The sequence below is a fragment of the Lysobacter sp. genome (assembly GCF_035655815.1).
Classification (GTDB): Bacteria; Pseudomonadota; Gammaproteobacteria; order Xanthomonadales; family Xanthomonadaceae; genus Lysobacter_J.
The window spans coordinates 81,796-90,254 of the sequence record NZ_DASRTS010000018.1; the positions used below are offsets into that span (position 1 = coordinate 81,796).

Annotated in this window: 6 protein-coding genes; 3 read left to right on the forward strand and 3 right to left on the reverse strand. The window is 68.4% G+C overall.

The features are described 5' to 3' along the window. The first annotated feature begins 205 nt into the window (after nucleotides 1-205). Entirely contained in the window at nucleotides 206-3,430 is a 3,225-nt protein-coding gene (gene putA, locus VFE83_RS04620) for a bifunctional proline dehydrogenase/L-glutamate gamma-semialdehyde dehydrogenase PutA (RefSeq protein WP_324903711.1), read from the forward strand. 375 nt (nucleotides 3,431-3,805) lie between these two features. On the opposite strand, the gene VFE83_RS04625 is transcribed toward putA, so the two are convergent. Then, nucleotides 3,806-5,158, reverse strand: coding sequence for an OmpP1/FadL family transporter (locus VFE83_RS04625; protein WP_324903712.1), 1,353 nt, complete (start codon nucleotides 5,156-5,158; stop codon nucleotides 3,806-3,808). Between the two features lie 242 nt (nucleotides 5,159-5,400). On the opposite strand from VFE83_RS04625, the gene VFE83_RS04630 reads away from it, so the two are divergent. Together VFE83_RS04630 and VFE83_RS04635 are read left to right on the forward strand one after the other, a co-directional pair. Beyond that, nucleotides 5,401-6,093, forward strand: coding sequence for a rhomboid family intramembrane serine protease (locus tag VFE83_RS04630; protein ID WP_324903713.1), 693 nt, complete (start codon nucleotides 5,401-5,403; stop codon nucleotides 6,091-6,093). A gap of 71 nt (nucleotides 6,094-6,164) precedes the next feature. After that, nucleotides 6,165-6,485, forward strand: coding sequence for a DUF1820 family protein (locus VFE83_RS04635; RefSeq protein ID WP_324903714.1), 321 nt, complete (start codon nucleotides 6,165-6,167; stop codon nucleotides 6,483-6,485). Between the two features lie 86 nt (nucleotides 6,486-6,571). Here the strand turns inward: VFE83_RS04635 and VFE83_RS04640 are convergent, their stop codons facing one another. Both VFE83_RS04640 and VFE83_RS04645 read right to left on the reverse strand, forming a co-directional pair. Then, nucleotides 6,572-7,906 carry a S41 family peptidase gene (locus tag VFE83_RS04640; protein WP_414674687.1) on the reverse strand — a complete coding sequence of 445 codons (1,335 nt, stop codon included), beginning with the start codon at nucleotides 7,904-7,906 and terminating at the stop codon, nucleotides 6,572-6,574. A 126-nt stretch (nucleotides 7,907-8,032) separates the two neighbouring features. After that, a partial coding sequence (locus VFE83_RS04645) for a murein hydrolase activator EnvC family protein (RefSeq protein ID WP_324903715.1) occupies nucleotides 8,033-8,459 on the reverse strand: 427 nt, incomplete at its 5' end.

Consider the following 8,459-nt stretch of genomic DNA (forward strand, 5'->3'; position numbering starts at 1 on the left):
CCGCTCATTTTACCTGCCGCTCACAATCCCAACAACCGAGCCAATCAAATTACACGGACTTGTCGGCAGATTGCGCAATCTTCGCACAGCCGTGCACGCGGGTCCGGCCACCAGGCGCGCGCCGGGAGAGACCGAGCGCACAACACCGGCAAGGACCGGAGGCTCTAGACTATTGGGCTTCCCACGGCTGTCTTCTGGCCCCTTGATGACCACCCATTCCGCCACCGCCGTCGCCAGCGACGGCCCGCCGGCAGCGCACGCGCTGATCAGCCCCGAACTCCCCCCGCCGCCTTCCGCACGCCGCGCCGCGATCACCGCCGGCTGGGTCCGTGACGAAGCCGCGCACGTCCGCGCCCTGCTCGAACGCGCCCGCCTGCCCGAAGCCGACCGCGCGGCGGTTCAGGCCACCGCGGCCGACCTGGTCCGCCGGGTCCGCGCCCGGGCCAAGGACCAGGGCGCCATCGAGGCCTTCATGCGCCAGTACGACCTGGGCAGCGAGGAAGGCGTGCTGCTGATGTGCGTGGCCGAGGCGCTGCTGCGCATCCCCGACCAGGAAACCGCGGACAAGCTGATCCGCGACAAGCTGGGCGATGCGGACTGGAAGAAGCACATGGGCCAGTCCGATTCGGTGCTGGTCAACGCCTCCACCTGGGGCCTGATGCTGACCGGCCACCTGGTCGACCTGGCCGACGAGACCAAGCGCGACGTGCATGGCGCCTTCAAGCGCCTGCTCGGCCGCGTCGGCGAGCCGGTGATCCGCCTGGCGGTTCGCCAGGCCATGAAGATCATGGGCCACCAGTTCGTCATGGGCCGGACCATCGGCGAGGCGCTGGCGCGTTCGCAGAAGAACGGCAACGCCGCCTACCGCTACTCCTTCGACATGCTGGGCGAAGGCGCGCTGACCACCAAGGACGCGCTGCGCTACCTGCAGGCATATCGCGACGCGATCCATGCGATCGGCAAGAGCGGCGACTTCAAGGGCGGCGACGTGTTCGCCGCGCCGTCGATCTCGGTGAAGCTGTCCGCACTGCATCCGCGCTACGAGCATGCCAAGCGCGAGCGCGTGATGGCCGAGCTCACCCCGCGCGTGCTGGAACTGGCGCAGCTGGCGAAGTCGTACGGCATCGGCTTCACCGTCGACGCCGAGGAAGCCGACCGTCTGGAGCTGTCGCTCGACGTCATCGCTGCCGCGTACGCCGACGCCGCGCTGGACGGCTGGGAAGGCTACGGCCTGGCGATCCAGGCCTACCAGAAGCGCGCGCCGGAAGTCATCGACTTCATCGCCGACCTCGCCCGCCGCACCGGCCGTCGCATCCCCGTGCGCCTGGTCAAGGGCGCGTACTGGGACAGCGAGGTCAAGCGCGCGCAGGTCGACGGCCAGGCCGCGGGCTATCCGGTGTTCACGCGCAAGCCCAACACCGACGTCAGCTACCTCGCCAACGCGCGCCGCATGCTGGAAGCCGCGGATGCGATCTATCCGATGTTCGCCACCCACAACGCGCACACCATCGCCGCGATCCACCAGCGCGCGAAGTCGATGGGCCGCCAGAAGCACTTCGAGTTCCAGAAGCTGCACGGCATGGGCGACGACCTGTACGCCGAGGTGATCCCGGCCGACCGCCTGGACGTGCCCTGCCGCGTGTACGCGCCCGTCGGCTCGCACGAGGACCTGCTGCCGTACCTGGTACGCCGCCTGCTCGAGAACGGCGCCAATTCCAGCTTCGTCAACCGCATCACCGACGAGGACATCGCCATCGATGACCTCGTACGCGATCCGGTCGAGATCGTTTCCGCATTCGAATCCATCGCGCATCCGCGCATCCCGCAGCCGCTCGATCTGTACCGCAGCTTCGGCATCGACAGGACCAATTCCATGGGCATCAATCTCGCCAACGACGATCAACTGCGCACGCTCGCCGACCAGGTCAACGCCGCCACCGGCAGCGAATGGCGCGCGACGCCGCTGGTTCCGGGCGCGACCGTCGCCGGCCCGAGCATCGCCGTGACCAACCCGGCCGATCGCCGCGAGATCGTCGGCCAGTGGCAGGCCGCCGACAGCGCGACGGTGGAGAAGGCGTTGCAGAACGCCGTCGCCGCGCACGACGCCTGGAACATGACGCCAGCCGCCAGCCGCGCCGCGATCCTGGAGCACGCCGCCGACCTGCTCGAGCAGCGCATGCCGCAGTACATCGCGCTGTGCTCGCGTGAAGCCGGCAAGACCATTCCCGACGGCGTGGCGGAAGTGCGCGAGGCAGTGGACTTCCTGCGCTACTACGCCGCGCAGGCCCGCAAGCAGTTCGCCGTCGAGGCCCTGCCCGGCCCGACCGGCGAATCCAACACGCTGCAGCTGTCGGGCCGCGGCGTGTTCGTCTGCATCAGCCCGTGGAACTTCCCGCTGGCCATCTTCGCCGGCCAGATCGCCGCGGCGCTGGCCGCCGGCAACAGCGTGATCGCCAAGCCGGCCGAGCAGACCAACCTCATCGGCTATTACGCGGTGAAGCTGCTGCACGAAGCCGGGATCCCCGAAGCCGTACTGCAGTTCCTGCCGGGTGACGGCGCCACCGTCGGTGCCGCACTGACGAAGGATCCGCGCATCGCCGGCGTCGCCTTCACCGGTTCCACCGACACCGCGCGCGCGATCAACCGCGCACTCGCAGCGCGCGACGCCGCCATCGGCGTGCTGATCGCCGAGACCGGTGGCCAGAACGCGTTGATCGCCGACTCCTCGTCGCTGCCCGAGCAGGTCGTCAAGGACGCCATCGCCTCGGCATTCACGTCCGCCGGCCAGCGCTGCTCGGCCGCGCGCGTGCTGTTCGTGCAGGACGACATCGCCGACAAGGTCACCACGATGCTGGCCGGCGCCATGGCCGAGCTGAAGGTCGGCGACCCGGGCCTGCTGTCGACCGACGTCGGCCCGGTGATCGACGAGGACGCGCTGAAGATGCTGCGCGAGCATGCCCAGCGCATGGACGCGGAAGCTTTGATGATCGCCGAAGTCGCGCTGGACGACGATGCCGCCAACGGCAGCTTCTTCGCCCCGCGCGCGTACACGCTCAAGTCGCTGGACCAGCTGCACAAGGAAATCTTCGGGCCGGTGCTGCACGTGATCCGCTGGAAGGCGGACCAGCTCGATGCCGTGATCGATGCCATCAACGCGACGGGCTACGGCCTGACGCTGGGCATCCATTCGCGCATCGACGAAACCATCGAGAAGATCGCCTCGCGCGTGAAGGTGGGCAACTGCTACGTCAACCGCAACCAGATCGGAGCGGTCGTCGGCGTGCAGCCCTTCGGCGGCCAGAACCTGTCCGGCACCGGCCCCAAGGCCGGCGGCCCGCACTACCTGCCGCGCTTCGCCACCGAGAAGACCATCACCATCAACACCACCGCGGCTGGCGGCAACGCCTCGCTGCTGACGCTGGGCGATTGAGCGCAGGAGCGTCCTGGACGCGGATGACGCGGAGAACACGGACAAAGCATTGAGTGCTTTGTCCGTGCTGATCAGACCGCGGGCTCGACGTCCCGGCCCCGTGTCTTTTGCTGGCACCGGAAGCGCCCAAGCGGTTTCTGACGCAGAGGACGCAGAGAACGCGGAAAGAGCAGTGCCGGATCGTTTCTCCACGATGGCTTAAGGCACCAGTCCGGCGGCCGGTCGAACTCGCAAGACGCTTTTCTGCGTCATCTGCGTTTTTCTGTGTCATCCGCGTCATCCGCGTCCAACTGCTCCCCCCCTTGCCGGGCCGATAGCCCAACGAAAAAGCCCCGCCGAAGCGGGGCTTTTTCGTTACAGCGTTCGAACAGGCGATCAGAACTTGTACTGCGCCGAGACGCCGTACAGGTTGGCGTGACCGTCGAACGGACCCGTCAGGGTCTGCAGCGAGGTTTCCGCGTGCAGGTCGATTTCCGGCGAATCCGGCTCGATGCGCGTGTAGCCGAAGTTCACTTCCAGCGCCGGCGTGGCCTGCCAAGTGGCACCGATGGAGTACCACATGCGGTCGGCGTCCGGCAGACGCGGGGTGCGCGTCTCGATGTGCGTCGGGGTCTCGTCGTACGCGACGCCCGCACGCAGGATCCACGCCTCGTTGAGCTTGAACTCGCCGCCCAGCGACATGAACTCGCTGTCGCGCCAGGCGAACGGCTCGACCGAATCCGGATCCGGGTTGGCGAAGTCGATGCGCACTTCGCGCAGCGATTCCCAGCCGGTCTCGGCCCAGGTGGCCATCATCGCGAAGCGGTCCGTGATGTCGTAGCGCATGTCGACGCTCAGCACCGACGGCGTGGTCAGCTTGGCCATCGCGGCACCGTCCTGGAACAGCGGACGGGTGGTCGGGCTGGCGCCGAACACGGCGGCGACGTTGCCCGGCACGGTCCAGTCGGCGGTGCCTTCCAGTTCGTAGTCGATCTCGGAGCGGTAGCTCACGCCGATGGCGAACTTGTCGGTCGGACGCAGGTTCGCACCCACGGTCCAGCCGAAGCCGGTGTCGTCGCCCTGGATCTCGGCAAAGCCGTCAGCCGCCTGCGGGCGGGCGAACGGCAGCGGACGGGTGGCCGGGTTGGAGAACAGCAGCGAGCCGAAGTCCACCGACTTCGACAGCGTCACGTCGGCGCGCGAGTAGATGATGCCGGCGCCGACCGAGAAGCGGTCCGGAATGATGTCCAGCGCGGCGGCCAGAGTCAGGTCGATGATCTCGACGTCGGAGGTATGGGCGTAGTAGCGGCCCACCCAGCCGTCGTCGTATTCGGTCTTCAGGCCGAACGGCGCGCTGACCATGGCGCCGAAGGCCAGCCCGTTGTCGAGCTTGTGGATCACCGACAGGGCCGGCACGGCGGCGATGTCGCCGGCGTCGCCACCGTTGCCGCCGGTCATCGGACGGCCCAGGGCGTCGGTGCCGGTGCCCTTGAATTCATAGCTCAGGTCGATCGCGGTGACGTCGACCTGCATGGTGGTGCCTTCGAAACGGGCCATCGTGGCCGGGTTGTTGGCGACCACCGAGGAGTCGGTCTCGTTGACACCGGCGCCCGCGAAGGCGGCACCCATGCCCTTGACGCTGTTTTCCTTGAGCTGGAAGCCCGAAGCGTGGACCTGGCCAACGGCCAGCGCGCCGGCGATGCCGAAAGCCAGCGCCGTGAGCTGGGTGAAGCGAGAAGCGTGTTGCATGCGTGTAGTCTCCATTGGAGTATTTTTTCGTCTTCCGAGGCCGTCATTGCCTTCGCAGCCGGCCGGTCCGGACGCCAGTGCGCGCCGGAAACCCCTCCCGACGTACGACGCCGTATGCACTATAACCCGCCTTTTAACCCGAGGCTAACAACCACCGGCATGCCTGTTTGCACTTGTTCCGTGCTGTTTCTGGCGGTTTGGGCAGGGGTCCCGGCGAGGCGATCCACGGGGGGTTCCGCGCGGTGTTCGTGACCATTCCGGGGCGCGAGCGCACCCCGGTGCGCTGGGCGACCCCCGCCCTGTTCGCGGCCCTGTGGCTGTGCTTCATCGCGGTGGAACTGCTGCCGGGCCAGGAGCAGCGGCGCCTGCTGGTGGAATGGGGGGCGCTGTCGGGCGGCCTGACCTCGCCTGAGGAATGGTGGACCTCCATGCGCACCGGCAGCCTGTGGCGGCTGGTCACCGCGTTGTTCCTGCATGCGGACTGGGCCCATCTGCTGGGCAACCTGGTGTTCCTGCTGATCTTCGGCCTGCCCGCCGAGCGGGCGATGGGGCCGTGGCGGCTGCTGATCCTGTTCCTGCTGGGCGGCGCGGTGGCCAACCTGGCCACCGTCATCGCCATCGGCACCCCGGACCGGCTGATCATCGGCGCCAGCGGCGCGGTGTCGGCGCTGATCGGCGCCTACCTGGCGCTGTTCCCGGCGGCCAAGCTGGGCGTGGTGGTGCCGCTGGGATTGTTCCTGCAGTTCGTGAAGGTGCCCGCGCCATTGCTGATCGGCGTGTGGGCGCTGCTGCAGCTGGTCTTTACCTTCATCGGCCCGGCCTTCGGTGCGGTGGCCTGGTCGGCCCATCTGGCCGGCTTCGCGTTCGGCGGCGTGTTCGCGCTGATCGCGCGCGCCGGCATCGCGCGGCGCATGCGGCGTCGACGCGGGCTGTAAGGCTGCGATGGCTTGAGTCCCGCCACGACCGTCCCCATCGTGTCGAGGCCAATCGCCTGCAACAGCCACCCATGTCCAAGCCGCTCTACAAGGTGACCTTCCTCAACGCCGGCAAGGTGTACGAGCTGTACGCCCGCCATGTGACGTCCGGTGCGCTGTGGGGCTTCACCGAGGTTGGCGACCTGGTGTTCGACGTGCACGACGGCGTGGTGATCGATCCCACCGAGGAGCGGCTGCGCGACGAGTTCGGCAACACCCGCGCCCTGCATCTGCCGATGCACAGCATCGTGCGCATCGAGGAAGTCGAACGTAAGGGCCAGTCTGCGATCCGCGACGCGGCTACCGGCGAGAAGGTGGTCACGCCGTTCCCGTTGCCCGCGAAGCCGCGCTGAGCAAGCGATCGCCGTAGGAGCCAGCTTGCGGGCGACCGTTTCTCTGCACGCCGGTCGCCAGCGAGCTGGCTCCTACATCGGGTGCGTTACTTCCTGACGGATGACGGCGTCGCGCTGGCCACCGGCTTCTTCAGCTCCACGAGGGCCGCGGCGATCGGTGCATCGCCTTCGAGCACGTCGCCGGCGTTGTCGCCCGGCTGGCCTTCGTCCGCGTCCTCGCCTTCGCCGTCGCCACGCAGGTGGCCCGGCAGGCTGGCTTCGCTGAAGTTGCGGATGCTCTTGTCGTCGTCCTTCTCCGGCTTGAGCACCACGTCCGGCGTGATGCCCAGCGCCTGGATCGACTTGCCGCTGGGCGTGTAGTACCGCGCGGTAGTGAGCTTGACCGAGTCGCCGTTGTCCAGCGGCAACACGGTCTGCACCGAGCCCTTGCCGAAGGTGCGGCTGCCGACGATCCGCGCGCGGGCGTTGTCGCGCAGCGCGCCGGCCAGCACTTCCGACGCGCTGGCCGAACCCGCATCCACCAGCACCACCACCGGCGCACCGTTGAGTCGATCGCCCGGCGTGGCGCCGAATTCCGCGTCGCTGATGGCGATGCGGCCGCGCGTGCTGACGATCTTGCCGCTGTCGAGCAGGTCGTCGGCGATCTGCACCGCCGAGGTGAGCAGGCCGCCCGGATTGCTGCGCAGGTCGATCACCAAGCCGCGCAGCTTGCCGCCGGCCTGCGCCTTCAGCGCTTCGACCTTGGTTTCGAAATCCGCCGCGGTGTCGGCCTGGAACGCGCTGATGCGCACGTAGCCGTAGCCCGGCTCCAGCATGCGGCTCTTCACGCTGGCCACGCGGATGGTCTCGCGCTGCAGCGTCACGTCGAAGGGCTTGTCCTTGCCTTCGCGCACAATGGTGAGCGTGACCTTGCTGCCCGCCGCGCCACGCAGCGGGCCGGAGTTGTCGCCCTCGTCCGGCTTGAATGGCTTGCCGTCGATGGCGGTGATGACGTCGCCGGCCTTGATGCCCGCGCGCGCGGCGGGCGTGTCGTCGATCGGCGCGATCACGCGCAGCGAACCGTCGGGCTGGCGCATCAGTTCCACGCCGACACCGTCGTAGGCGCCGCGCGATTGCTCCTCGAAGCTCTCTGCGTCGCTCTTGTCCAGGTACACGCTGTGCGGGTCGAGGTCGAACAGGAGCCCGCGGATCGCCGAGTGCATCAGCTTCTGGTCGTCGATCGGTTCGACATACGCCTGCTTCACCGCGTTGTAGACCGAGACGTAGCGGCGGATCTCGTCCAGGGGCACCTTCGCCTCGGCGGTCTCGGCATCGGGGGACTCGATCGGCGCTTCCGCCTGCGCGTCCCCGGCCTGCTGGGCGGCAGCCGGGAATGCGACCGCGGCGGCGAGGGCGAACGGAAGCAGGTGACGCAATGACATGCAGGACTCCGGGGCGGCGCGATCTGGTGACGGCACGCGCCGTCGGCTCCTGATTATGGGCATGCCGGGTGCGCGCAATGGAAGGCTTTTGTTAATCCCGTCGGCCGCGCGGCCGGCGTTCAGCCGTCAGCGGCGCAGCCACGTGCCCGGGTTCACCGGCGAGCCGTTGCGACGCAGTTCGAAGTACAGCGCCGGACGGCCGTGGCCACCGGAACTGCCCACGGTCGAGACCGTCTCGCCGCGCTTGACGCGCTCGCCCACGTCCTTGATCAGCGCGTCGTTGTGCGCGTACAGGCTCATGTAGCCGTTGCCGTGGTCGACGATGAGCAGCAGGCCGTAACCGGTCATCCATTCGGCATACACGACCTGGCCGTCGGCCACGGCCTTCACCGGCGTGCCGGCACCGGCCGCGATGAGCAGGCCGTCGCTGCTGCGGCCGTCGGGCATGGTCGCGCCAAAGCCGGCCAGCAGCGAACCCGACACCGGCCAGCCAAGTCCGCCGACCTGCGGCGCCGGGGCGCTCGCCACGGTCGCCGGACGACGCGCCGGCGTG